Below are 23141 nucleotides of genomic sequence, written 5' to 3'. Positions count from 1 at the left end.
GCACCGTCTCGGCCTGTTCGCCGTCACCCTGGGCCTGTTGACGGCCCTGCCGGTCCTGCCGGCCGTCGCCGACGACTTCTCGCCCACCCCGGCCGATCCGCTGCTGGCCGCGCAGGCGCAGGCCCTGTCCACCGGCAGGTCCGTCCCGGTGGACGCGCTGACCACGGAGGTCTCCACCACCGAAGCGCTGCCGGACGGCACCTTCAGCAACACCACCAGTGTGCTGCCGGCCCGGGTCATCAAGGACGGCGACTGGACCCCGGTGGACGCCGACCTGGTCTCCGACGGCCACGGCGGTTACACACCCACGGCCACCCCGAACGGGGTCACGCTCTCCGGCGGCGGCAACGGTCCCCTGGTCACCCTCACCCACGCGGACGGGCCGAGCATGGCCCTGACCCTGCCGTTCGCCCTGCCCGCGCCGAGCGTCGACGGCGACACCGCGCTGTACTCCTCAGTGCTGCCCGGCGTCGACCTGTCGGTGTCCGTCACCGACCAGGGCGGCTTCAGCGACGTCCTGATCGTCCACGACGCCGAGGCCGCCGCCGACCCGGAGCTGAAGAAGCTCACCCTGGCCACGGCCACCCGCGGCCTCACTCTGGCCACCACCGATTCCGACAGCATGAGCGCCACCGCGACCGACGGTGATCTGGCCTACACCAGCCCCCAGCCGCTGATGTGGGACTCCGGCACCGCACCCGCGGCACCCGAGCCCGGCCCGGCCGCCGGACCGGCCTCCTCCGTGGACGGCCCCGGCCCGGGAGCCGACACCGAACCGGTCGCCATGAGCGCGACCGGCAAGGCCCTGACACTGACTCCGGACGCCGGCATGCTCACCGACCCGGACACCACGTACCCGGTGTACATCGACCCCTACACCAACCCGGTCTCCTCCACCGCCGGCCACTACACCGAGGTCTACTCCAGCTCGGCCTGCGACAACTCCCCGCAGTACGACAAGGCGCAGACCAACGGCCAGGGCGTGGGCTACCAGCAGTGGGGCGGCTCCTGCGGGGTCGGCCTGGAGCGGTCGTACTGGGCCATCAACACCGGCGGGCTGCACTCGGCGTTCGTCGTCTACGACGCCTTCGTGAAGATCTCCACCACCTACGCGGCCAGCTACGACTGCAGCCACGACCAGCCGTTGACGCTGCACACCGTGAACGCGATCTCCTCCAGCACCGACTGGCTGTCGAGGCCCGGGACCCATGACAGCGCCTTCCCGCCGGCCACCGACACGGTGCCCAGCGGCGCCAACTCCGGGAGTTCGTGCAGCAACAGCACCGCCACCTTCCACGTCACCGACCAGGCCCAGAAGATCGCCGACGCGGACGGCGACGGCTACGACGCCGACGGCACCTTCGGCGACGGCTCCAACACCTGGACCATCGGCCTGTACGGCAACGAGTCGCAGACCTCCGGCAACGACGACTACCTGCGGATGTCGACGACCCTGACCCTCACCACCCGGTTCGACATCCCGCCCGCCGTGCCGACCGGCCTGCACATCACTCCGGCCGCCACCGGCGCCTCGGCCGCCTGCACCACCAGCGGCGTGGGCTGGATCGGCGCCACCACCTACTCGGACGCCGGCAGCAACATCACCCTGCACTCCACCGTCACCACCCAGATGTCCGGCGAGAACGTCAAGGCGCACTACCACGTCTGGGACCGCACGGTCGATCCGGACGGCGACGGCAGCGGAGCCAACGTCTCGACCCCGGCCAGCGCCTTCCTCGACTCCGGCACCGACGCGGCGGTGAAGATCGGCGCGACCCTGAAGGACGGCCACCAGTACGGCTGGGACGTCTACGCCGAGGACGACTCGTCCTCCGACCTGACCTCCGCGATCTCCGACCACTGCTGGTTCTCCACCGACTTCACCGCGCCGCCGACGCCGGAGGTGACCGGCAACGCCTTCTTCCCGTCGGTGGGATCCGGGCCCGCCGCCACCCCGCCGGTCTACGCCGGCCCGGGCAGGACCACCGACTTCACCGTGGCCGGCGCCGACAGCCCGGCCGCCGACACCAGTTGCGACCCCGGCCCCTGCAAGTCCAGCGGCATGGACTCCTTCCTGTGGCAGCTCGACTCACCGCCCACCGCCGCCGACGGTCAGAGCGCCGCGCTCACCGGCACCGACAGCCAGGGCAGGTCCACCGCGACCATCCCGGTCCCGATCAGCGACTGGGGCGTGCACACCCTGTACGTGGCCGGCGTCGACAAGGCCGGCAACATCTCCACCGCCCCCTCCGGCTACACCTTCACCGTCCCCTGGGACCCCGCCGCCCCCGTCAAGCCCGGTGACATCTCCGGCGACGGCGTGCCCGACCTGCTCGCCACCACCAAGACCGGCGACCTCGACCTGATCCCGGGCAACCTCGACCCCGCCCAGGACACCGACCCGGTGCAGAGCGGCCCGGTCACCGGCGCCCCGCCGGCGGTCACCGGCCCGGTCACCGTCGCCACGAAGGCCGACTCGCCCGACGGCGCCGGCTGGGACGGCTACCTCATCGCCCACCGGGGCAACCTGCACGGCATCGGCGTCGACGACCTCTTCGCGTACAAGAGCGGCAGGCTCTACGTGATCAAGAACGATCAGGACCCGGTCGACGACGCGTCCTTCCCGCGCTCCCCGTACTCCACGTACGGCGGCTTCATCGGCAGACGGTTCGACGTCATCTCCAAGGACGCCTGCGCGCCGGCCGACCTCGTGGCGGACGCGACGCGCTGCCGCGGCACCGACTACAACGACCAGACCTGGAACATCAGCCAGCTCATCACGCCCGGCAACGTCTTCGGCAACACCAACGGCTACCCGGCGGTCGTCACCGTCGAGAACAAAGAGCTGTGGATCTACCAGTCCGACGGCGGCCAGCACCTGAAGAACCCGCTCCTGCTGGGCGACGGCGACTGGACCGGCCAGACCCTGATCGCCGCGGGCACCTTCAACGGCAACCCGGTCCTGTGGTCCCGTGACAACGCGACGGGCGCCCTGTACAGCTACCCGATCACGGTCGACGCCACGACCCTCGTCCCCGCCCTCCTGCACCCCGCCACGCACACCGCCCTGGGGCTCACCCTGCCCCCGGCCGCCTACCCGCGCATCGCCTCACCCGGCGACCTCAACAGCCCGGTCCAGCCGGGCGCGACCAACCCCGGCGGCCCCGACGGCCTGCCCGACCTCTACACGGTGGACGCCTTCGGCCAACTCGTCGAGTACAACTACCGCAAGAGTCTGGTGCTGACCTCCCCGCCCACGTACGGCTTCGCCGCCCCGGTCTCCCTGGGCTCGGTCTCGGACACCGCCACGCACTGGTGGAAGCTCGCCGAAGGCGTCGGCGCCACCACCGCCGACAGTACGGGCTCACTCACCGCCGGCCTGTCCGGCGGCTACACGTGGACCACGGACTCCGTTCGGGGCAACTCCGTCACCCTGAACGGCACTACGGGGTACGGCGCCACCACCGCGTCCGCCGTCGACACGTCCAAGAGCTTCACCGTCTCCGCCTGGGTGAAGCTCAACTCCCTCACCGCCAACAGCACCTTCCTGTCCCAGAACGGCGCCGTGAACAACGGCTTCCAGCTGTACTACTCCTCCGGCGCCGGGGTCTGGGCCTTCGGCAGGCACAGCACCGACGCGACGACCGGCGCCGTCTGGCGGGCCGCCTACGGCAACAAGGCCATCGCCGGCCGGTGGACCCACCTGGTGGGCGTCTACGACGCCACGGCCAAGGAACTCCGCCTGTACGTCGACGGCAAGCTCACCGGCACCAGGGACTGGACCTACACTCCCTGGAACGCCACCGGGCCCGTCCAGATCGGCCGCAAACTCTCCTCCGGCGCCTATGGCGAGTTCTCCAACGCGGCCATCAGTGACGTCCGTCTCTATCCCAACGCCCTGCCCCCGGCCGACGCGGCGGCCATGGGCGACGTCCCGAAGGTCACCCAACTCGGCTGACCCCCGCTCCGGCGGCTGCGGCCATGACATGAGCCACAGCCGCCGGACCGGACGCCGACACCGAACTCCGGTCCGCACCAGGCCACTTGACGCCGTCCCAGATTCCGCGCTCGCTACGATCCTCGGCGTGTGCGCAAACATCATGGTCGCCGAAGACGACGCGAAGCAGGCAGAACTGGTGCGTCGCTACCTCGAGCACGAGGGACACGCGGTCACGGTCGTCGAGGACGGCCGTGCGGCTCTCGAGGAGGTCCGGCACCGGGAACCCGACCTGCTCGTCCTGGATGTGATGATGCCCCGGGCCGACGGCCTCGACGTGGTGCGGATCCTGCGCGCCGAGGACCGGGAGATACCGGTACTGATGCTGACGGCCCGCAGCACCGAGGACGATCTCCTGCTCGGGCTGGATCTCGGCGCCGACGACTACATGACCAAGCCGTTCAGCCCCCGGGAGCTGGTGGCCCGGGTACGCACGCTGCTGCGCCGCAACCGGCGCGCCAGAGCCGCCACCGCAACCGCCACCGACCTCGCCCCCACACCCACGCCCACGCCCACGCCTGGCCCCGCGCCCGCACCCGTCCAGGCCGACGAGGTGCTGACGGTCGGCGCGCTCAGGGTCGATCCCGCGCGGCACGAGGTGTCGGTCGGCGGTACACCGGTCGTGTGCACGCCCGGTGAGTTCCGCATCCTCGCGGCGATGGCGGCGGAACCCGACCGGGTGTTCACCAGGCAGCGGCTCCTGGCTGAACTGCACGGCTTCGACAAGTACATCAGCGGCCGCACCGTCGACGTACACGTCATGCATCTGCGCAAGAAGATCGAGCGGGCCCCGCGACGGCCGGTCCGGCTGATCACCGTGTTCGGCGTCGGCTACAAGCTGACCGACCCCGCGAAGGGGACACGCCGTGCGTCGTAGTGACGAGCGGGCTGAGCGGGCTGAGCGGGCTGAGCGGGCTGAGCGGGCAAGAAAGCCTGAGTCGACGCGGCCGCCGCTCCGCAGGAGCCTGCTCGGCCGGCTGTTGACCGTGTCGGCGCTGGTGGCGTCGTGCTCGGTCGCGGCCACCGCCTGGCTGGCCGTGCAGACGACCTCCGTCGCGATCCGCCAGGAGCAGGGACGCAACCTCAGTGCCGACGCGAGGATCTACGACACCCTGCTGGGTTACGCGGCCGGCCATCCCGACTGGGCGGGCGTCGACGGCACCGTACGGACCCTGGCCCGGGAGTCCGGGCGCCGGATCGTGCTGACCACCGAGGACCGGCAGCCGCTCCTCGACTCCGCCGCCGGCACCTCGCCCGGCGCCTCGCTGCCACGGCAGGCATCGGCGGTCGTCGACCCTCTGTCGGTCGACACGGTGCTGGTGCCCGACGCCGTTCGGGTCGGCACGGACCGCGTCGATCCCCGGGCCGTGGGGCCGTTCCTGCTGCCCGCGAAGGAGCGTGCGGTCCTGCGCAGGGCCACGTCCCGGAGCACGGAGTGCCTCGCGCGGATGGGCATCGCCGCGGACGTCGTCGACAGCCCCAGCGGGCGGCCCTGGGTCCGGTTCGTGGGCGACGGCGCCGACCGCGACCAGGAGCTCAAGTGCCTGGCCGTCGGCGGAGCCGATACCACCGCGACCGAGAAGAAGGCGCTGCGTGCGCTCGAGCAGCTCGCCGACGCCTGTCTGAAGCGGCAGGGCCGGACGGGCGTGAAGCTGAACCTGGACCTGTCCTGGGACCGGGGATACGGACAGGGAGGCGCGGATGCCGGCTCGGCGGCGCCGGTTCCCGTGCCCGAGACCGGCCTCACCGAGGAAGAGGCGATCAAACGGCGGATGGACGAGGAGAAGGCGGCCGCGGCCGGCGTTCCGGGCGACGGCGCGCCGCGGGCCCGCGGCAGCGGGTACGACCGGGCCGTGGCCGCCTGCGTCGGCAGCGCCCGACGGGAGCAGCTCACGGCCTATGTCGCCGCGCCCGCCCTGCTGTTCATCGACGGCCCCGGCGCCGTCAGCGTGCCGGGCTTCGACCTCTCGCCGGCCAACACCGCACGCATCGCCGGTGTCACGGCCCTCGTCCTCGCTCTCACCGTCGGCGCCTCGGTGATCGCCGGGACCCGGCTCGTACGCCCGTTGCACGCGCTCACCGGCGCCGCTCAGCGGATGCGGGACGGCCTGGACTCGGCGCCCGTGCCGGTCGGCCCGGACAACGAGATCGGACGGCTGACGGCGGCCTTCAACGACATGGCCGCACACCGGGCCCGGCTCGAGGAGCAGCGCAAGGTGATGGTCAGCGACGTCGCTCATGAGCTGCGTGCCCCGCTGAGCAACATCCGCGGCTGGCTGGAGGCCGCGCACGACGGTCTGGCCGTGCCGGACCCGGCGTTCGTCTCCTCGCTGCTCGAGGAGGCGGTGCAGCTCCAGCACCTCATCAACGACCTCCAGGACCTGGGGGCGGCCGACGCGGGCGCGCTGCGGCTGCACCTGGAGCCGGTGTCGGTCGGCGACCTGCTCGGCCAGGTCGCCGCGGCGCACCAGGGGCCGGCCGAGACCGCGGGCGTGAGCCTGGAGGTCTCCACGAAGCCCGGCGTCCCACTCCCGCCGCCGATCGAGGCCGACCCGGTCCGCCTGCGCCAGGCCGTCAGCAACCTGCTGTCCAACGCGGTACGTCACACCCCGCCGGGCGGCAGGGTGACGTTGCGTTCGTACCTCACGGAGGCCGGCGACGAGGTGGCCGTCGAGGTGTCCGACACCGGCAGCGGCATCCCGGCGGACGACCTGCCGCACGTGTTCGACCGTTTCTGGCGGGCGGAGAAGTCCCGCAACCGCAGCACCGGCGGCAGCGGGCTCGGGCTGGCGATCGTGCTCAGGCTCGCCGAGGCCCACGGGGGCACGGCGAGCGTGACGAGCACCGAGGGAAAGGGCTCGGTCTTCACCCTGCGGCTGCCGGCCATGCCCGGCGTGCCCGGCGGAGACGTCGGGCGGCGGACGGGCGGCGAGGAAACCACCGCCCAACCCTGATGCGACATCCCGACGAGCGGACGACCCGACCACCCGACCACCCGACGACCTGACAAGCCGATGACCCGATGACCTGACAAGCCGATGACCCGATGACCATGACGCTCTGACAGCTTCTTCACAACTGGCGGCAAGTCTTCGGTCAAGCCCGTGGCCACCGAGGCCCGGCTGGAACTGGAGTCATACATGTCCCGCCGTCTCACCCTGCGTCTCGCCGTACTGTCCGCCCTCGCGGGCGGTGCACTGCTCGCCCCGGCCACCGCGGCCGTCGCCGACGACCCCACCCCGGCGGCGAGCGCGACGACGGCCGAGGACTCGGCCGTGGCCAAGAGGAAGGCCGAGGCCGACAAGGCCGCCAAGGCGAAGGAAGCGAAGGAGGCGGCCAGGAAGGCCGGGGCCGACAACCAGCTGCCGCGGGGCGGCGTCGCCGCGGGCGAGGCCGTGACCGAGGCCGGAAACAGCGGCACCGGCACCGCCGCTCTCGCCGGCTCGGCCGCCGGCGCCCTGCTCCTCGCGGGCGCGGGCACCTTCGTGGTACGCCGCCGCACCACCGCCCGACGCAACGGCTGATCCCGCCCAGCAGCCGACCGGCACAACCTGGCGCCGCCCCTCACCGGGCGGCGCCATCGCGTATCACCGCGCTTCGCCTCCCGCCGCGACCGCGGCCACCGCCGCACCTGACCACCGCACCCGACCACCGCGCCTCACCGCCGCGCCTCACCGCCGCGCACCCGCCTGCGGCACGCGTATCGCCGCGCAAGCGCCCATCCCTGCTTGGAGTCCCTCGTGTCCCCTGCACACCGTCCGGTCCGGCGCCCCGTCACCCCACCGGCCGCCACCCCGCCGGATGCCACCCGCCTCCTCCGCGCCGCCCGCCTCGCCCTCGTCGTACCCGTGGCGCTGGCCGTGCTCACCGGCTGCTCGTCCACCCCCGGGAAGACCGCGGCCGCGGCGGCCACCCAGGTCTCCCCCACCGCCCCGGCCTCCGCCGCAGGCGCCCCGGGATCCGGCGGCGCCCCGCCGGCCGAGCGGCTCCCGGCCCCCGCCGAGGTGTCCATCCCCTCGATCGGCGTCACCAGTTCCCTGATGGAACTGGGTCTCCACACGGACGGCACCGTCGAGGTCCCGCCGGCCGACAAGGGCATGACCGCCGGCTGGTACACCGGCGGTGCCGTCCCCGGTGAGCCCGGGGCCGCGGTCATCATCGGCCACAACGACACCCGGTTCGGCAAGGCCGTCTTCCACGACCTCCACAAGGTCGCCAAGGGTGCGGACATCACCGTCACCGACCGACGGGGAAACGCGGCGCACTTCTCCGTCACGCGTACCGAGAGCGTCCGAAAGAGCTCCTTCCCCACCGAGAAGGTCTACGGCCCGACGGGGGACCGCGCCCTGCGGCTGATCACCTGCGACGGCGACTTCGACGCCGAGGGGCACCCGGTGAACAACCTCATCGTCTACGCGACGCTGGACTGAGACCGACGGGCGCCCCGCCCAGCCGCCCCCAGGGTCGGGCCACCGCGACGCGGTCGCGCGGTACCGCCGGCCGGGACGGCGCCGAAGGGGCATTGCGGAGCGCGCCGGTCGGAGCGGTCTCGGGACGCCCGCCCGGTGTCATGCCTTCGGGGTGCCCGAGCTTTCGCGGATGATCAGGTCGGTGCCGGCGAACGTCGGGGCGGGGGGCCGGTGGTCGTTCTCCAGTTGGCCCCGCAGCAGTTCGAAGGCGTCGCGGCCCAGTCCCTGGAAGTCCATCCGGACGGTGGTGAGGGAGGGGGTGACGAACCCCGAGTGCGGGGCGTCGTCGAAGCCGATGACGCTGACGTCTCCCGGGACCGACCGCCCGGCGTGGTGCAGGGCGCGCAGTACGCCCAGCGCCAGGTCGTCGTTGCCGCACAGGATCGCCGTGACGTCCGGGTCGCGGGCGAGTTCCCGTCCCTGGTCATAGCCGGCCTGCCCGTCCCAGCCCTTGCCGCCGTGAGGCTCGGGCGGGGTGACGCCGGCCGCCTCCAGGGCACCTCGCCAGCCCTGCGCACGCGGCCCTTCCGAGCGCCGGGCGCCCACGGATGTCGGGATCGCGACGTAGTGAACGGTGCGGTGGCCGAGGTCCAGCAGGTGCGCGGTGGCGGCACGGGCCGCTGCACGGTCGTCCGCCCACACGGCCGGACGGGGAGGAGTCCGGCCGTGGGACGGCGCTTCGACGACCGCGGCGCACGGCACGTTCTCCGGAACCCGGTCCAGAGCCGAAGCGGCGAGCCGGTCGAAGCCGATGACCATCAGTCCGCCCCCCTCGGCCGCGGCCGAGGAGATGGTGCGGTCGAGGTCGTCCTCGGGCGTCAGCAGCTTCACGCCCAGCGAGTAGCCGGCGGCGCGGGCCGCTTCCTCCAGGCCCTGGAGGGTGGCCGCATAGCCGTAGAGAGTCGTGTTCGAGGTCAGTACGGTGACCGCCCGGGTCACGCCACTGGCCAGCGCGAACGCGGTGGCGTTGCGCCGGAATCCGAGTGCCTCGATCGCCCCTTCGACCCGCTTGCGAGTCTCCTCGCGGACGTTCGGATGGCTGTTGATGACCCTCGAAACGGTCTGGTACGAGACGCCCGCGGCCTTGGCGACGTCCCGGATACTGGCGGCCTTGCGGGGTCCCTGTCCGGAATCCGAGTCGCCGCCGCTTGAGTGACCGGTCACATGCATACGTCGATGGTGAGAGGTCATCACGTCGGCGGTCAACAGGAAAGGCGATTTCGTCCGGCGATCTTATCAAGACCGATCCGCCGATCCGCCGATCCGCCGATCCGCCGATCCGCCGATCCGCCGACTTCGACTGTGGGCCGTCGGCCAACAGCCATCGACCGTCCGCCGTCGGCTGTCCGCTGTCCGCTGTCCGCCGTCGGCCGTCGGCCGTCGGATCGAACTGTCGGCAGCCGAGCGCGAATTCGAAATCGCGACCTCGCAAGGGGACCCATGAGCGTCACATTCAGAGCTCTTCCGTCACGTCACGCCGCCGTTCCGATCACTTCTGAAGCACCTCCTACGAACGGCGGATCGGTCACTAGGGTTTGGATGCTTGCCCCGCATTCGGGACAAATAGTGCGTTATGCCTCATGGGGGATCTATGTTCCTGTCGCGCAGGGCGAGGAGTCCGCGACCCGTGGTGCCGCTTCCGGATCCGGTCGCAGCCCAGGGGCCGGACGGCGTTGACGGCTGGGCCGTCCTGGAATCGCTCGGCCACGAGGTCTTCACCGCGATGCGCGGCGATGCGCGCGCCGACTACGCGGAACTCTTCGAGGAGTTCCGCGAGGATCCGCAAAGTGTGGCGCGGCCCGCGCTCACACCTGCCGTGGCCTCAGGCATCACCGTGTCCTCGGCCCTCCCCTACCTCCTTCCGGTGACGGCATGGCTGCTGAAGGTGGCGGCCGAACGCGTCGCGGTCCAGGCCATGGACGCCCTGAGCGAAGCCACCCGCGAGAAGATCGCCCGTCTCCTCGGGCGACGCCGCCCCGCACCCGCGCGCGAAGAAGCGCAGGGGGTGGCAGAGCCGGTCCCCCTGGACCCGGACGAGGAGCAGGCGACCCTGACAGCACTGGCGTCCTGGGCCGAGAGCATCGGCGCGGACACCGCGCAGGCCCGCGAGGTGGCCGAGGCGATCATCGAGGTCCTGCGCGGCGGCGGGCGGGACCGGTGACTCTCAGCGAGACGCGGGAGCCCGGCGGCCCTTCGGGAGCCATACCCGCCACCGCGGCGTCCGGGCACCGGCCCGGGCGTCCCCTGTCGCCCACCGGCGCACGCTATGTGCTGCTGATCGTCAGCTTGGTGCTGGCCGGCGCCTTCGCCGGCCAGGTCGTCCACGGCCTGGTGCTCGGACCGTCGTGGGCCACCGCCGCGCAGCGGTGCTGGGAGGAGGGCCAGCGCCTGTTCCCCGACTCCACCCAGACGCAGGCCGCATACTGGATCCGTTGCAGCGGGCCGCTGCAACGCCGTCAGGCCGCGGTCTCGTTGGCAGGGTCGGCGGCCGTGCTGCTCCTCGGGACGGCGGGTCTGTGGATCCTGCCGCGACGCCTGCTGCGCGATGCCGGGCCGTTGAAGCCCGCACCGGCGGTGTGGCAGGAGCACGCCGCGAGGGTCGCCGTGGAGATGGGCGTCAGACGCCCGCCGCGCGTGCTGTGGGGCGGGGGTCACGTACGGCAGGCGTTCGTGGTCGGCAGGGGCCGCACATGCCGGATCGTCCTGCCGCGGGAGATCCGCCTGCTCCGTGACGAGGAGGCGGACGCGATCCTGCGCCACGAGATCGGCCACATCGCCGCCGGCGACGTCACCCTGGTGTGGCTCACCCGCGGTGTGTGGTGGGCGTTGCCGCCCGTTCTGCTCACCGCGCCCTTCGTGGCAGCCGTGCAGGGATGGCGCTCGCACGACACGACGGTCTGGCGCATGCTGTCCAAGGCGTTCTGGGCCGAGTACGGCGTACGGGCCCTGGTACTGGTGGTGATCGCCGCACTCGTCGCGCAGATGATCATGCGGTCGCGTGAGCACGAAGCGGACCTGACCGCCGCGCACGGACAGTCGGTCGCCCCCTGGGAGTCCCTGCTCGTCGCGTCGCGGCCGGCCACCCGCACCTGGCTCGGCAACCTGCGCGCCAACCATCCCACCCACCAACGCCGCATGGCCGTGCTGCGCGACCCGCGCCGGCAACTGCGCCCGACGGTCGTGGACACCCTGGTCGTCGGACTGCTCGCCGCCGTCCTCCTGGACTCCGTGAACGGCCTGGCCGGTCTGCTGCTCACCGGTACCTCGTGGAGTGCGGCGCCCGTCAGCGCACTGGCCGCCGGGCTGCTGCTGGCCGTCGGCTGGGGCGTTTCGGTGTGGCATCCCATCCGCGCCCGGCAGGACAGGACCGCCGCCCCGGCGCGTCGGCTCCATCTCGCCCTGGGGGTCAGCACGGCCGCCGGGCTGCTGGTACGGCTGCAGGGCACGGGCACCACCGCGGAAGGGCCGATGCTCGGATGGCCGCTGCTGATCGTTCTTCCCGTGGCCGTCGTGGGAGCCGCCGCACTGAGTACCGCGTTCGCCCAGTTGTGGAGCCGTCGGCGCGGGGCCGACCGCATCAGACGCCGGGACCGACTGACGGTGATCGCGGTCAGCACGCTGCTCTTCGGCGGCGGGTTGTGGCTCGCCATGGACTTCAGCGTCTTCCTGACCGTGTTCCCCGCGGATCCGGTGCTCAACGCCGCCCTGCTCGACGGTCCCCACTCGCCATCGAGCGCCTACAAGACCGTCGCACTGCTGGCGATCGGGGTGCCGGCCCTGTGGGCCGCCGCACGCGACACGCACCGGCGCGGGCGTCGGCTCCCGGCGCTGACGGCCGCCGCCGCCGTCGTCGCCTCGGCCGCGACCCGGCTGGCCCACCGGCCGGCCGCGGCAGCGGGCGACTGGACCGGCACATGGCGGCTCGACGTGCTGACCGCGCTGTGTGCCGGGACCGTCTGCGCCGTCACGCTCGTCGCCGCGCGAGGGTCCGGCGGCCTCGGCCATGCCCTGTACGCCGCACCCGTGTCCACCGTGCTGACGTCGACCATCCTGTGGGCAGCCCGCTTCGGCGACTGGCGGAATCCCTTCGGGGCGCTGGTCACCGTGCTCGTCGAAAGCTCCCTCGGCGGGCTCGCGCTCGTCCTCTGCGCGTCGGCCGTCCCCGCGGGACTCCTGCCCTCATGGACCGGCAGACACCGGGCGGTGGCCATCGCCGCGCCGGCCCTCGCGGTGATCGCGGCGGCCGCCCTCGTCGTGGCGCTCCAGCGCTTCGGGGACACGCTGGTGCTGCGCTAGTGCCCTGACCGGGAGGGTTCACCGGTCCGGGAGCCCCCCACGACCGTGGGCGGCTCCCGGACCCGTGAGCCGCCCGGCCGGACGCGCCCACGGTTGGGCAGGTCGTCAGTTCCAGGGGGATGCGGTGAGCCAACTGGTGTCCTGGGCCCACGACGTCGTGGAGTCCCAGGCGTTGGCGCCGCCGTTGCTGGCGATGTAGGCCGTGTAGTTGTAGTGGCGGAGGTACTTCGTCGGGAAGTTGGCGGACTGGAAGGAGGTGCCGACGCCGCTGTTGCCCGCGGTGGGGCAGAAGGTGGCGTCCTTAGCGAACGCGCTGCCGCCGTCGTCGAAGTTCAGGTTGAGCTGGTAGTTGAAGTGGCGCAGGAACTGGCCGGGCTTGTCGACGGACTCGAAGGCCAGGCAGGAGGGGTTGGCCAGGCCGGCGCGGACGATCCAGGTGGCGTCGGCCTTGTCGGTGGCCGAGCTGGCGGAGGTGATGCTGGAGATGACGACCTTGGTGTCGGCGTCGTTGTGGCGCAGGTAGTGCGAGGTGCAGCAGGGCGAGGTGGTGGCCTTCAGGGAGATCCGGGAGCCCGGGGTCAGTGAGCCGGTGCTGGTCGAGCCGCTGTCGTAGCCGGCGGCGGTGATGTTGGCCTGGACGGCGTCCTCGGTGGCGTCCGAGGGGTAGCCCGAGGTCATGACGCCTTCGTAGAAGGTGCCCTGGGCCCACTTGCTGTTGTCACCTCCGATGCCGAGGATGATCGCGCCTTCCTTGCTCATCGGGTTGTAGCCGCTGGCGGTGGGACGTATTCCGTTGTAGTAGGTGGACAGGCCGCCCGACTGGGCGTTGCCGCCGCGCAGGGCCCACTGGTTCGCGCCGCCCTTGAGCATGGCGGTCAGGAACCGGTTGTCGACGCTCGGGTCACCCGCGTTGAAGCCGCGGTTGACACCGGAGAACAGGCCGTTCTCCAGGTCGGCCATGACCCAGGGGCCGTTGCCGCTGCCCCAGCCCCAGCCCTTGCTGTTGCCGAAGTACAGGGCCTCCATGTGGCCGTTGCCGGTGTCCAGGCTGTTGGTCTCGGCGTTGCCGTAGTCGAAGCAGCATTCGCCGTTGAAGTGCTTGCCGTTGAAGATGGCGTACATGCCCTCGGGCTGGTCACCGGTGGCGATGCCGTTCGTGTTGTTGTTGCGGTAACCGGTGCCGGGGGCGATGTACACGCCGTACGCCTTGCGTCCACCGACGGTGACCGGCGCCTCGATGGCGTTGGCCAGGTTGTCCGGCCCGGGGGCGGCTCCGCCCGCGGGTGCCTGGGTGAGGTTGTTGCCCTTGGGGGACTGGTCGTAGATGACGGTGATGACGCAGGTGGTGTTCGCGCAGAAGGAGTCCTGCGCGGCGGCGTCGGCGACGCCTCCGGCGGTCAGCGGGACGATGTCCTTGGTCGTGTTGTCGGAGGCGCGCCTGACCTGGTACAGCCGGCCGGTGTACGTCCCGTACAGGGCGCGGGTGGTGCTGTGCGCGGCCACGCAGGGGGTGCCGCCCGCGGCGTAGATGTCACACGGCCCCTGGGTGGCGGCCTGCGAGGGGGCGGCCGTGGCGGTGAGCAGGCCGGCGGCGAGCGCAGCCGTGGCACCGGCCGCGAGCAGCGCGCGTCTGACGCCTCGTATCCACGGTGGCTTGATCATGAAGAACTCCTTCAGGGATGGGTTGAGGGTGGGCGTCGACGAACCCCTGGTGTCCGGCTGTGCGGACGGTGCGGGTTGCGTTGACGCCTCCGTGCCGGTGAGGTTCCGGTCGTTTCCGGCACCGGGTCAGGGGTGGTGGCGGATGTACTCGGCCGGGTGGTTGAAGGACTGGAGGAAGTAACCGGTGCCGCTGTTTTCTGGCTGCTCGCAGCTAAGTCCGAGATGTCGAACAGTGTGCGGAATTGCGAACTGCGAACCGCGCTCGAAGATAGGATCCGGCCAACGACTCGTCAATAAAACTGACCAGTTAAGTTCCGATTGGTTCCCGCCCGCCACCCCCGCCACCCGGCCGACGCCCTCAACACCCGGCCTGCGCCGGGCGCGTGCGGCCCGCCCATCGATGTGCCGGCCGACCGCAATCCGCCCCTGGCACCCGGGTGAGCCTGCGCCGAGCCGTTCCCGCCGAAGCGCTGACGCCGCACGCCGCACGCCGTGCGTCGTGCGTCGTGCGGCGGGCGGCGGGCGGCGGGCGGCGGGCGTCGGACGGGTAGGTGCGAGGCAGGGGGGTCCTGGCTCACTGGCCCCGGCCTGATCTGCTGCGTTGTCGCGGCTGCGCTGCGGCACTGCGGCACTGCTCGGAGCGCACAGCTACGTCGGGTCGCTCAGGCTGCCGCGGCGAGGGGTTTGTGGCGGAGGACGTTCCGGAACTCTCTGTAGGCGTACTCCCGCCGTGGCGGGGCCAAGGAGTGGGACGTGCCCTATTGACCGAGCTGGCTCGGAGGGCGGTGGAACACGGCTTCGCCCGAGTCTCTCTGAGCGTCGAGCGAGCGAACCACGCACGTCGTCTCTACGTCACCGAAGGATTCACGACCGTCGAATCGGGACCGGACTCCGACACCATGGTCATGGTCCTCTCCGAGCGGTGACGTTGGTCAGGCCGCGACAGGGAGTGCCGGCCGACCACCCCAGCGGACGCCCTTCTCGCTGCGGATGCGGGCGCGTTCCTTGCGCTGGGCGGCGAGTACGTCGGGATGGCGGGCATTGGCGTTGCGCCAGCGCAGGTAGCGGTGCAGGGCCCGCGTCTGCGCGGGGTGGCTGCGATTGTGGGAGTTGGCCAGCGTGAACTGCCGCAGTGGGCCGAAGTGCGCCTCGATGGGGTTGGCCCAGGAGGCGTAGGTCGGGGTGAAGCACAGCTCGACCTTGTTCTTTTTCGCCCAGCGGCGGATATCCGCGCCGGTGTGGGTGGAGAGGTTGTCCAGAATGATGTAGATCGGGGCGCCGTCGGGTCGGGCGGCGCGGATCGACTTCAGAGCGGCCAGGCTGTTGGCGGTGCCTTTGCGGCGGCGGTTGACGCCCCATAGCGTGTCGTCGCCGACGGAGTAGCAGCCGTGGAAGTAGGTGACGCCGTGGGTACGGCGGTAGGTCAACGGCAGGCGGTTGGGCTTGCCTTGTTGGGCCCAGCAGGAGCCTGCGGTGGGGCGGATCCCCAGGGGCCCGAACTCGTCGAAGGCGAAGACCCGGTCCGGGAAGCTGTCCAGTACCTGTTCGATGCGGTCGAGCTTGGCATCGCGGTCAGGGTCGGGTGATTCCTTCCACGTCTTGGTGCGCTGGAAGGTGATGCCGCGGCGCAGGAGCAGGCACCGTAAGGCTTCACGGCCGATGCGTATGACGTGTCCGTGCACGCGGCGCAGGTAGGCGGCGAGTTTGCGGATCGACCAGCGGGTGAAGGGCTGGCCGAGCTTGGTGGGGCGGGTGGTGGCCGTCTGGATGACGAAGTCCTCGTCATCAGGGGCGAGCAGGCGGGGACGGCCTCCCGCCCATTGAGGGTCCAGACAGGCCAGGCCGATCTCGTTGAACCGGTGGATCACCTCCCGCACGGTGTCCTCGTCGGCCTGGACCAGCTGGGCAATCACCGGGACGCGGTTTCCGCCGGCGGACGCCAGCAGCATCATCGCCCGCCGGTAGCGCACCGAGCTGGTACTGCCCCGGCGCACGATTTGCTGCAGCTTCTGCCCTTCCTGATCGGTCAGTCTGCGCACCCGCACAGGCTCGGCCACCACACCTCCAGCGATCGCCACGGACGTCACCGCCATCCAACCGCCCCAGCTGCCAACCCGGCGAACCTTCGCGGTCAGAGCACTAGCGGGCCGCCGATGACGGCACATCAGATCGCGAGCCGGTCATCCGGTCATCCCGGATTCCGGCCCGTCACAGAGCCGTGGCCAGCGGGTCCAGGAACGTCAGCACGGAGGCGTCCTCCTCGATCAGCGGGACGAGGGCGGCGTTGAACGGCCCGCCGTACGGGGCGCTCAGGTGTGCCTGGAAGGCGTCCTCGTCCCGGTACACCTCGAAGATCCAGAAGGCGCGCGGGTCGGCCGCCTTGGTGTAGACGTCGAAGGCGATGCTGCCTTCCTCCTCGCGCACCTTCAGGGCGTAGTCACCGATCAGGCGGGCGACCTCGTCCTCAGCCCCCTCACGGGCGGTGAACTCGGCGAGCAGGGTCTTCTTCACGGTCACGCGTCCTAGTGGGTTGTGGGCGTCGGCTACGGATGTCAGTCGCGGGCGCAGGTTCGTGCGTCGGTCGCGGATGTCAGTCGCGGGCGCAGGTTCGTGCGTCGGTCGCAGGTGTCAGTCGCGGGCGTAGATTCAGGCGTTCGGTCGCAATGTCAGTCGCGGGCACAGGTTCAGGCGTTCGGTCGCAGTGTCAGTCGCGGGCACAGGTTCGGGCTCGGTGGCGGGCGCAGGTCAGGGCGTTGCGGGTGTCACTCGTGCGGGCGGAGTCCAGCCTGCCGAACGACGGCCTGTCCACCTGCCTCGAGAGGTCGGCGCCCTGCCCCGGCCCGGGAGCGGTCGGCGCACCGCCACCGTGCCCCGGAGCGCACTTATGTCATCGATGACATCGAGTGGCCCGATGATGGGCGCAGTCCGCCCGGCACGTCAACGGCTCGACCGGATTCGCCGGCGCGGCCCGGGCGGGCCGTCAGGCGCCACCGGTGGCCGAAAGCTGTGTCAGCCGGTCCTGCCACGGCGGATTGGGACCGGCGACCGAGCAGGTCAGGGCCGCGACCCGAGCACCGAACCGGCAGGCCTCCGCGACCTCGTCGAGGCCGAGCCCGGCCAGCCGTCCACCGAGGAGTCCGCGGGCGCCGAGGTGGTGCAGCAGGCCGGCGGTGAAGGAGTCCCCCGCGCCGACCGTGTCGACGACCCGGGTGGCCACCGCGGGAACCCGCAGCCGTTCGCCGTCGAGCGAGGCCAGGGCGCCTTCGGCGCCGAGCGTGATCACGACGAGCCGCGCCCCGGCCGCGTGCCAGATGTCGCACGCCTGCTCGGGCGGGGTGCCCGGCAGGAGGAGTTCCAGGTCGTCCTCGCTCAGGCGCAGGATGTCGGCGAGACCGCACCAGTGCGCCAGCCGGGCGCGGTAGACCTCGGGGCGCACCAGCAGCGGCCGGACGTTGGGATCGATGCTGATCGTGGCCCGCGGGGCCGCCGCCGCCAGGAACTCCTCCACCGCCGCCGCACCGGGCTCCTGGACCAACGCCAGCGACCCCGTGTGTACACAGGCCGTTCCGAAGAGATCCACTCCGGCCAGTTCGCCGGAAGTCCACTGCCAGTCGGCCGTGTTCTGCGCGTGGAACGAGAACGCGGCCTGCCCGGTGGCGTCCAGTTCCGCCACGGCCAGCGTGCTGGGCTCGGCGGCGGCGACGGCGTACGACAGGTCCACTCCGGACGCCTCCAGGTGGGCCCGGAACAGGCGGCCGAACACGTCGCCGGACAGGCGGGCGAGGAAGCGGGCCGGCGTACCGAGCCGGGCCAGGGCCACCGCCGTATTCGCGGGTCCGCCGCCGGGCAGCACTCGCAGCGCGAGTTCGTTCGAGGCGTTCGCCGGTTCCGCGAAGGCGTCCGCGACGCACTCTCCCAGAACGGTGATCTGACGCGTGCTCATGGGCTGCTCTCTCTCGGAAGGGCTCGGAAGGGCTCGGAAGGACCGGAAAGGACCGGAAAGGACCGGGTCAGGGGTGGCGCGGAGGCTCGGCCTCCGACCGGCCGCTCGGAGGCGACGGCTGCGGACGTTGCCGATTTGTGACGGGTGGAAGGCATTGACGTTGCCGGGATCCGGAGTCCATCATCCTGGCCAGGCAGTGTCAACGATGACATAAGTCAACGATGACACCCCGAGCGGCACGCTCCGATCCCAACCCCGTGCCGCCCGCTATCCCTCAGGAGTCGATCATGTCTCGCACCACTCGCCTGTCCTCCTCCCTCCTCAGAGCCGCCGCGGTCACGGGCGTCGCGGCCCTCACCCTGACGGCCTGCGGTTCCGGCTCCGGTTCGGGATCGTCGAGTTCCGGCTCGGGCGAGGTCAAGGTCGGTCTGATCACCAAGACCGACACCAACCCGTTCTTCGTGAAGATGAAGGAGGGCGCGGAGAAGGCCGCCAAGGAGAACGGTGCCCAACTGTCCACCGCGGCCGGCAAGTTCGACGGGGACAACGCCGGGCAGGTCACCGCCATCGAGAACATGGTCGCCGCCGGGGTGAAGGGCATCCTGATCACCCCGAGCGACTCCAAGGCGATCGTGCCCGCGATCGAGAAGGCCCGTGCCAAGGGCGTCCTGGTCATCGCGCTGGACACCCCGACCGAGCCGGAGAGCGCGGTCGACGCCCTCTTCGCCACCGACAACCTCAAGGCCGGCCAGCTGATCGGCGAGTACGCCAAGGCGGCGATGAAGGGCAAGACGGCGAAGATAGCCGCCCTCGACCTGGCGCCGGGCGTCTCCGTGGGCGTCCAGCGCCACGACGGTTTCCTGAAGGGCTTCGGCGCCACCGACAAGGACGTCGTGTGTGCCCAGGACACCGGTGGTGACCAGGCCAAGGGCCAGACCGCGATGGAGAACTGCCTGCAGAAGTCGCCCGACATCAACGTCGTCTACACCATCAACGAACCGGCGGCCCTGGGCGCGTACACCGCGCTGAAGGCCAAGGGCCGCGAGAAGGACGTCCTGATCGTCTCCGTCGACGGCGGCTGCACCGGCACCCAGGCGGTCAAGGACGGCAAGATCGCCGCGACGTCGCAGCAGTACCCGCTGAAGATGGCCGCCGAGGGCGTGAAGGCCGTCGTGACGTACGCCAAGGACGGCAAGAAGGCGTCCGGTTACACCGACACCGGCGTCACGCTGATCACCGACAAGGCGCAGGACGGGGTCACGTCGAAGGACACCGCCTACGGCCTGGAGAACTGCTGGGGCTGAGCCCCCAGGACCTCACGACACCGTCACTCCCCTCGGCTGGGCGGTCGGCCCACCTCCCCGACCAGGGACGACCGCCCTCCCCTTGTCCCGGCGGCGGGGCTCGCGCCCTCGTCCTCCGACGGCGGGGTCTTGAGCCCTCGTCCTCCGACGGCGAAGGTTCGGCCCTCGCCCTGCGACAAGGACATCTGTCTTCCGACAAGGACTTCGCATGACAGCCACGACAACGCCGTACTCGGAACTCAAGGCGCCGACCACGGCCCGCAGACTGCTGACGGCGCCGACCACCGGCCCCCTGGCCGCCCTCCTCCTGGCCTGCGCCTTCTTCTCCTTCTCGACCGACCAGTTCCTGACCGGCGGGAACTTCTCGCTGATCGTGCAGCAGGTCATGGTCGTGGGCACCCTCGCCATCGGGCAGACCCTGATCATCCTCACGGCGGGGATCGACCTGTCGTGCGGGGCGGTGATGGCGTTCGGCAGCATCGTGATCGCCAAGATGGCGGCCGAGGGCTCCGTCCCCCCGCTCGTCGCGATCGCGCTGGGCCTGGCCGTCTGCGGCGGCTTCGGGCTGCTCAACGGGCTGTTGGTGCAGAAGATCCCGCTGCCGCCGTTCATCGTGACCCTCGGCATGCTCAACGTGGCGTTCGCGCTGACCCACATCTACTCCGAGGAGCAGACGGTCACCAGCCTGCCCGGCCCGCTGACGGCCCTCGGGGAGACCTTCCCGCTGGGCCACACGGACATCACCTACGGCTCCCTGGTCACCATCGCCCTGTTCCTCCTCCTCGCCTACGCGCTGAGCAGCACCGGCTGGGGCCGGCACGTCTACGCCCTGGGCAACAGCGCCGAGGCCGCCCGGCTGAACGGCATCCGCACCTCCCGCCTCACCATCGGCATCTACACCGTGGCCGGCCTGCTGTACGGCATCGCCGCCCTGCTGCTCATCTCCCGCACCGGGGTCGGCGATCCGCAGGCCGGGCAGACCGACAACCTCGACAGCATCACCGCCGTGGTCCTGGGCGGCACCAGCCTCTTCGGCGGCCGCGGTTCGGTTCTGGGCACCTTCATCGGCGTCCTCATCGTCGGTGTGTTCCGCAACGGCCTCCAGCTGATGGGCGTCGCCTCCATCTACCAGACCCTGATCACCGGCGTCCTGGTGATCCTCGCGGTGACCGTCGACCAGATCTCCCGGAGGAAGGCCCGATGACCGCCACCACCGCCCTCACGCCCGTTCTGCAGGCCCGCGGCCTGGTCAAGCGGTACGGCCAGGTCACCGCCATCGACGGCGCCGACTTCGACCTGCTCCCCGGCGAGGTCCTCGCCGTCATCGGCGACAACGGAGCCGGCAAGACCAGCCTCATCAAGGCCCTCACCGGCGCGGTGGTCCCCGACGCGGGCGAGATACGGCTCAACGGCGAGCCCATCACCTTCTCCGGTCCCCAGAGCGCCCGCGCCCACGGCATCGAGACGGTCTATCAGGACCTCGCCGTGGCCGCTTCGATGGACATCGCCTCGAACATGTTCCTCGGGCGGGAGCTGCGGCGCCCGGGTGTCCTCGGCAGCGTCTTCCGCATGCTGGACAAGAAGCGCATGCGTCAGGAGGCGGCCGAGCACATGGCCGACCTGAAGATCGGCCTGCGTTCGCTGACGCAGTCGGTGGAGACGCTCTCCGGCGGACAGCGGCAGGCCGTCGCGGTCGCCCGTTCCGTCGCCTGGGCCAGCAGCGTCGTCGTCATGGACGAACCCACCGCCGCCCTGGGAGTCAAGGAGTCGGGCCAGGTTCTCGACCTCATCCGCCGAGTCCGGGACAAGGGCATGCCGGTCGTTCTGATCAGCCACAACATGCCCCACGTCTTCGAGATCGCCGACCGGATCCACGTCCACCGCCTCGGCAGGCGCGCCGCCGTGATCAAGCCCTCCGACTACTCCATGGCCGAGGTCGTCGCCATCATGACCGGCGCTCTCACCGTCGACGAGGCCGGAGATACTGTCGTAGCGGATTCGGAGGCCGCGAAGGCCGCCGGAGTCCAGGCCACCTGACAGCACAACCACGCTCTCGCAGTTCCCGGCCGAGGCCGCGGCCGGAACCGAGAGCCCTCAGGAGACGGTTTCCTCCATGGCAGCGAACCGCCGCCCCACCCTGGCCGACGTCGCCCGAGAAGTCGGCGTCAGCGCCAAGACGGTCTCCCGGGTCCTCAACGAGGACGGACCCGCCTCCGCGCAGACCAGGGAACAGGTTCTGGCCGCAGTGGCCAAGCTCGGCTTCCAGCCGAACCTGATGGCCCGCAACATCCGCGTCGGCGGGCCGGACACCACCATCGGCCTGGTCACCCCCGACCTCGCCAACCCCTTCTTCGGAGCCGTGGCCCGTGCCATCGAGGACACCGTCCGCGAACGCGGACTGACCCTGCTCATGGGCTCCTCCGCGGACGACCCCGAGCGCGAACGCGCCCTGACGGACAAGTTCCTCGCCCGCCGTGTCAGCATCCTGATCGTCGTCCCGTCCGTCGGCGCCGACCACTCCCACCTCAAGTCCCACCGTACGGCGGGACTGCCGGTGATCTTCCTGGACCGACCCGGAGCCGGCCTCGCCACGGACAGCATCGTCAGCTCCAACCGTGCCGGAGCCCACGACGGCGTCGCCCACCTCGTCGCCCACGGGCACCGGCGCATCGGCTTCGTCGGCGACCTGCCCCCCAAGCTGTACACCCGGCGCGAGCGTCTGGCGGGCTACCGCTCGGCGCTGGAGGAAGCCGGCATCCCCCACGACCGCTCGCTCGTGACCAACGCCCATGACCAGCGGGGCGCCGAGGCCGCGACCGCCCAACTCCTCGGCCTGGCCGATCCGCCCACGGCTCTGTTCGCCGGAAACAACATCATGGCGCTGGGCATAGTCGCCGAACTGGCCCGCAGCGGGCGCAAGCACGTGTCCGTCGTCGCCTTCGACGACGTGTCACTCGCCGAGGCGCTCGAACCGGCCCTGACCGTCGTGGCCCAGGACCCGGAGGAACTCGGCAGGGCAGCCGCGACCACCGCCCTGGCCCGGCTCGACGGCGACCGCTCCCGCGCCCGGACCATCACCGTCCCCACCCACCTGGTCGTCCGGGGTTCGGGCGAACTCCCCGTCCCCGCGCTGCAGAAGGCGTGACCCGGCCGGGGGCCACCGGGTGTTCCTCCCCGGCCTCGGGACGAGCCGGGCGCTCCCTGCCGTGATCAGTGCTCGGGGATCGGGCGGGCGGGCGGTGAGGATCTGCTGTGCGCTTCCGACCGAGGGAGACGGCTTCGGCCGGGGTAGTTCTGCCGGCGCGACGCGTGCCATCGGTCGGTCCTGCCTTTCCTGACGGCCCGCCGGTTTCGCCGGCGGGCCGTCACGCGTGTCCTGACGGCCGTTGACAAAGCGGTTGCCCGGCTGCCGAGTCCGGTGGGGCGGGCGCGTCCCACGTCGACATCCTCGTCACCGACGGCGGACTTCT

Annotated in this window: 17 protein-coding genes; 12 read left to right on the top strand and 5 right to left on the bottom strand. The window is 71.3% G+C overall.

What is annotated here, in order from left to right; genetic code table 11:
- The first annotated feature begins 37 nt into the window (after positions 1-37).
- The 5 genes from ACIPFH_RS03365 to ACIPFH_RS03345 all read left to right on the top strand — a co-directional run bounded on the left by ACIPFH_RS03365 (position 38) and on the right by ACIPFH_RS03345 (position 8427).
- Positions 38-3958 carry a LamG domain-containing protein gene (locus ACIPFH_RS03365; protein WP_401822597.1) on the top strand — a complete coding sequence of 1307 codons (3921 nt, stop codon included), beginning with the start codon at positions 38-40 and terminating at the stop codon, positions 3956-3958.
- 142 nt (positions 3959-4100) lie between these two features.
- Positions 4101-4874 carry a response regulator transcription factor gene (locus ACIPFH_RS03360; RefSeq protein WP_401823725.1) on the top strand — a complete coding sequence of 258 codons (774 nt, stop codon included), beginning with the start codon at positions 4101-4103 and terminating at the stop codon, positions 4872-4874.
- A gap of 109 nt (positions 4875-4983) precedes the next feature.
- Positions 4984-6951 (top strand): ATP-binding protein, encoded by a 1968-nt coding sequence (locus ACIPFH_RS03355; RefSeq protein ID WP_401822594.1) that lies wholly within the window; start codon positions 4984-4986, stop codon positions 6949-6951.
- Positions 6952-7137: 186 nt separating this feature from the next.
- On the top strand, positions 7138-7521 hold the full coding sequence (locus ACIPFH_RS03350) for a sortase-dependent protein (RefSeq protein ID WP_401823724.1): 384 nt from the start codon (positions 7138-7140) through the stop codon (positions 7519-7521).
- A 216-nt stretch (positions 7522-7737) separates the two neighbouring features.
- Entirely contained in the window at positions 7738-8427 is a 690-nt protein-coding gene (locus tag ACIPFH_RS03345) for a class F sortase (RefSeq protein ID WP_401822592.1), read from the top strand.
- Positions 8428-8565: 138 nt separating this feature from the next.
- Here the strand turns inward: ACIPFH_RS03345 and ACIPFH_RS03340 are convergent, their stop codons facing one another.
- A complete protein-coding gene (locus ACIPFH_RS03340) occupies positions 8566-9636 on the bottom strand; it encodes a LacI family DNA-binding transcriptional regulator (protein WP_401822589.1) in 1071 nt (356 codons plus the stop codon).
- Between the two features lie 457 nt (positions 9637-10093).
- Between ACIPFH_RS03340 and ACIPFH_RS03335 the strand changes: the two genes are divergently transcribed.
- Positions 10094-10627, top strand: a complete 534-nt coding sequence (locus ACIPFH_RS03335; protein WP_401822587.1) for a hypothetical protein — start codon at positions 10094-10096, stop codon at positions 10625-10627.
- Entirely contained in the window at positions 10624-12762 is a 2139-nt protein-coding gene (locus ACIPFH_RS03330) for a M48 family metalloprotease (protein WP_401822585.1), read from the top strand. Before ACIPFH_RS03335 ends, ACIPFH_RS03330 begins: the two co-directional genes overlap by 4 nt.
- 105 nt (positions 12763-12867) lie before the next feature.
- Here ACIPFH_RS03330 and ACIPFH_RS03325 read toward each other — a convergent pair whose 3' ends face one another.
- The gene (locus ACIPFH_RS03325; protein ID WP_401822582.1) at positions 12868-14424 is read right to left on the bottom strand and encodes an alpha-L-arabinofuranosidase B; all 1557 of its coding nucleotides are present in this window, start codon (positions 14422-14424) and stop codon (positions 12868-12870) included.
- Positions 14425-14975: 551 nt separating this feature from the next.
- Between ACIPFH_RS03325 and ACIPFH_RS03320 the strand changes: the two genes are divergently transcribed.
- Complete coding sequence (locus tag ACIPFH_RS03320; RefSeq protein ID WP_401822580.1) at positions 14976-15350, top strand: GNAT family N-acetyltransferase; 375 nt, start codon at positions 14976-14978, stop codon at positions 15348-15350.
- A 6-nt stretch (positions 15351-15356) separates the two neighbouring features.
- Here ACIPFH_RS03320 and ACIPFH_RS03315 read toward each other — a convergent pair whose 3' ends face one another.
- From ACIPFH_RS03315 to ACIPFH_RS03305, 3 genes are all read right to left on the bottom strand, one after another.
- Positions 15357-16481 carry an IS630 family transposase gene (locus ACIPFH_RS03315; RefSeq protein WP_401822577.1) on the bottom strand — a complete coding sequence of 375 codons (1125 nt, stop codon included), beginning with the start codon at positions 16479-16481 and terminating at the stop codon, positions 15357-15359.
- A gap of 151 nt (positions 16482-16632) precedes the next feature.
- Complete coding sequence (locus tag ACIPFH_RS03310; protein WP_401823722.1) at positions 16633-16935, bottom strand: putative quinol monooxygenase; 303 nt, start codon at positions 16933-16935, stop codon at positions 16633-16635.
- Between the two features lie 469 nt (positions 16936-17404).
- A complete protein-coding gene (locus ACIPFH_RS03305) occupies positions 17405-18367 on the bottom strand; it encodes a carbohydrate kinase (RefSeq protein WP_401822574.1) in 963 nt (320 codons plus the stop codon).
- 287 nt (positions 18368-18654) lie between these two features.
- Here ACIPFH_RS03305 and ACIPFH_RS03300 point away from each other — a divergent pair, with 287 nt between their 5' ends.
- The 4 genes from ACIPFH_RS03300 to ACIPFH_RS03285 all read left to right on the top strand — a co-directional run bounded on the left by ACIPFH_RS03300 (position 18655) and on the right by ACIPFH_RS03285 (position 22816).
- The gene (locus ACIPFH_RS03300; protein WP_401822572.1) at positions 18655-19671 is read left to right on the top strand and encodes a sugar ABC transporter substrate-binding protein; all 1017 of its coding nucleotides are present in this window, start codon (positions 18655-18657) and stop codon (positions 19669-19671) included.
- A 208-nt stretch (positions 19672-19879) separates the two neighbouring features.
- Positions 19880-20875 carry an ABC transporter permease gene (locus ACIPFH_RS03295; RefSeq protein ID WP_401822569.1) on the top strand — a complete coding sequence of 332 codons (996 nt, stop codon included), beginning with the start codon at positions 19880-19882 and terminating at the stop codon, positions 20873-20875.
- Complete coding sequence (locus ACIPFH_RS03290) at positions 20872-21708, top strand: ATP-binding cassette domain-containing protein (protein WP_385275447.1); 837 nt, start codon at positions 20872-20874, stop codon at positions 21706-21708. The genes ACIPFH_RS03295 and ACIPFH_RS03290 overlap by 4 nt, the downstream gene beginning before the upstream one ends.
- Before the next feature lie 76 nt (positions 21709-21784).
- Positions 21785-22816: a LacI family DNA-binding transcriptional regulator gene (locus ACIPFH_RS03285; protein ID WP_401822567.1), complete on the top strand. Its 1032-nt coding sequence runs from the start codon at positions 21785-21787 to the stop codon at positions 22814-22816.
- Positions 22817-23141: the final 325 nt, after the last annotated feature.

The sequence above is a fragment of the Streptomyces sp. NPDC088157 genome (assembly GCF_044741545.1).
GTDB lineage: Bacteria > Actinomycetota > Actinomycetes > Streptomycetales > Streptomycetaceae > Streptomyces.
This window is presented reverse-complemented; position numbering and strand designations above follow the sequence as displayed.

Excerpts from the sequence above, each read along its gene's own strand:
- ACIPFH_RS03360 (WP_401823725.1), top strand. The coding sequence starts at position 4,101 with ATGGTCGCCGAAGACGACGCGAAGCAGGCAGAACTGGTGCGTCGCTAC.
- ACIPFH_RS03350 (WP_401823724.1), top strand. The coding sequence starts at position 7,138 with ATGTCCCGCCGTCTCACCCTGCGTCTCGCCGTACTGTCCGCCCTCGCG.
- ACIPFH_RS03340 (WP_401822589.1), bottom strand. The coding sequence starts at position 9,636 with ATGCATGTGACCGGTCACTCAAGCGGCGGCGACTCGGATTCCGGACAG.
- ACIPFH_RS03325 (WP_401822582.1), bottom strand. The coding sequence starts at position 14,424 with ATGATCAAGCCACCGTGGATACGAGGCGTCAGACGCGCGCTGCTCGCG.
- ACIPFH_RS03305 (WP_401822574.1), bottom strand. The coding sequence starts at position 18,367 with ATGAGCACGCGTCAGATCACCGTTCTGGGAGAGTGCGTCGCGGACGCC.
- ACIPFH_RS03300 (WP_401822572.1), top strand. The coding sequence starts at position 18,655 with ATGTCTCGCACCACTCGCCTGTCCTCCTCCCTCCTCAGAGCCGCCGCG.
- ACIPFH_RS03295 (WP_401822569.1), top strand. The coding sequence starts at position 19,880 with ATGACAGCCACGACAACGCCGTACTCGGAACTCAAGGCGCCGACCACG.
- ACIPFH_RS03290 (WP_385275447.1), top strand. The coding sequence starts at position 20,872 with ATGACCGCCACCACCGCCCTCACGCCCGTTCTGCAGGCCCGCGGCCTG.
- ACIPFH_RS03285 (WP_401822567.1), top strand. The coding sequence starts at position 21,785 with ATGGCAGCGAACCGCCGCCCCACCCTGGCCGACGTCGCCCGAGAAGTC.